1 protein-coding gene and 1 pseudogene are annotated in these 2,092 nt (G+C 74.9%); one reads left to right on the top strand and one right to left on the bottom strand.

The genetic code is table 11. From position 1 onward, the window contains the following. A partial coding sequence (locus tag FNQ90_RS20750; protein ID WP_182607746.1) for a serine/threonine-protein kinase occupies positions 1–1,450 on the bottom strand: 1,450 nt, incomplete at its 3' end. A 388-nt stretch (positions 1,451–1,838) separates the two neighbouring features. Here FNQ90_RS20750 and FNQ90_RS20745 point away from each other — a divergent pair. Continuing rightward, positions 1,839–2,092: pseudogene (locus FNQ90_RS20745) on the top strand (nucleotide sugar dehydrogenase); the annotation flags it as partial.

Below are 2,092 nucleotides of genomic sequence, written 5' to 3'. Positions count from 1 at the left end.
TGTATAAGAGACAGGTCGGGCGGGGCGGGGTCCGGGGTGCGTCGTCCGCGGGTTTCGCGTCGCCCCCGCTCCCGCCGGCGCGGACGGCGGCCGTTTCGGCCCGGCCGAGGGTGACGGTCTCGGAGGAGCCGGCCGGCCCCTCGGCGGAGGCGGCCTCCCGGGCGACGCGCAGGGCGCGGCGGGCACCGGACTCGTCGAGGCGGGCGGTGATGTCCTTGGCGAGCAGTCCGGTGATGACCTCCCCCAGCGGACCCGCCGAACGTGGCGGGTCCAGCGGATCGTTCATCACGGCCGAGAGGGTGGCGATGGGGCCGCCCCGGTCGTAGGGGGGTCGCCCCTCCACCGCGCAGTACAGCAGGGCGCCCAGCGACCACAGGTCGGCGGCCGGGCCGGGGTTCTCGCCGCGCGCCCGTTCGGGGGAGATGTAGGAGGGGGCGCCGACCAGCATGCCGGTGGAGGTGATGGAGGGGTCGCCCTCCACCTTCGCGATGCCGAAGTCGGTGAGCACGACCCGACCCTCGGCCTCGGAGACGAGCACGTTGGAGGGTTTGACATCGCGGTGCAGGATGCCGCGCTCGTGGGCGGCGCGCAGCACGTCCAGTACGGCCAGGCCGATCTCCGCCGCCCGTAGGGGCGACATCGGGCCGTCCTCGCGGATGATCTCGGCCAGGGAGCGGCCCTCGATCAGTTCCATGACGATCCACGGCCGGGAGCCGTCGTCGACCACGTCGTAGATCGTCACCACGCCGCGACTGCGGATGGCGGCGATCGCCTTGGCCTCGCGGTGGGTCCGGGTGACCAGGCGACGGCGTTCGGTGTCGTCCACGCCGGGTGGCAGGCGCAGTTCCTTCACCGCGACGGCGCGGTCGAGGATCTCGTCCGTGGCGTGCCAGACGGTGCCCATGCCGCCCCGGCCGACGACGTCCCCGAGCCGGTAGCGACCGCTGAGCAGGCGTGCCGCGGCGGGTGGGGAGACGGTGGTGGTGGTCGCCTCCCCGTCGGAGGGGAGTTCGGGGGTGCGGGGCGTGTCGACGGCGGGAGCCTCGGCGCCGCCTTCCGATGAGGGGTCACCCGATGAGGGATCGTCCGGTGAGGATTCGTCCGGTGAGGGGTCGTCCGCCTTGCGGAGATCGGCCCGGGCCCCGGCGGGGCGCGGGGCGGGCACGGCGCGCGGGTCACCGCCCTCGGCGATCCGTCGGCCCTCCCGGGCCCCGACATCGGATCCGGTCCCGTCCGGGGTGCGCGGGCGACGGGCCGGCGGCACGTCGGTGCTCCCTGCCGCGCTCCCCTCCCCGAGCGGGCCGTTCACCGTTCCCGGGTCCGCCGCCCCCTCGTTCCGGTCGGTGCTCCCCCGGTCCCCGGGCGAGTCCTTCGGTGTTCCGTTCCCGCGCGGGGCTCTTGTCGGGATCACGCCCTCGCGCGCCCCGTTCTCCCCGTTGTGCTGGCCCATGCGATGTGTCCCCTCCGGCGTCCGGAGTCATTGTCACCCATCCCGGGCGGGCAATCGCTGCAGGGGCGGTGTGGAATCCCCCCGCGCGGGGGAGCGTTCACCGGCCGCGCGGGGCCACCGGGACGCAGGGCGAAGCCGGGGATCCGAGGGGTGACGGATGACGTGCCGTCACCCCTCCTCGGAGGGCGCCCCGGGGTCGGGCGCGACCGGATGACACCCCGTTCGGCGGGTCCCCCCCGGGGCGTGACGATCGGTTCGAGGGGAGGGGCGGAGGTCCGGGCGCGTGGGCGCGACGGCACCCACCGGAACAATCCACCGAATCTGTCATATATCCGCTTAAGCTGACTCTCACCTTGTGGTACTCGATCCGGGAAGGGGTTGCCCCTCCGTGCCCGCAGATCTCACCGTCCTCGGCCTGGGACACCTCGGGCTCCCCGCTGCCCGCGCCGCCGTCTCGGCGGGGCTCGTCACCCTCGGCTGGGACCCCGACCCGGGTGCCGTGGCGGCCCTGACCGCCGGCCGGTCGCCGATCGAGGGCGTGCTCACCACGGCCGAGGTCCGCCGGATGCTCGCGGGCGGGTTCACCGGCACCACCGACCCCGGCGACCTCGACCGGGTGCGCGTCGCCCTGCTGTGCTCCCC

The organism is Streptomyces alkaliphilus, from assembly GCF_014141535.1.
Lineage (GTDB): Bacteria > Actinomycetota > Actinomycetes > Streptomycetales > Streptomycetaceae > Streptomyces > Streptomyces alkaliphilus.
The sequence above is the reverse complement of the archived record's forward strand: the minus strand, read 5'-3'. Positions and strand labels throughout refer to the sequence as shown.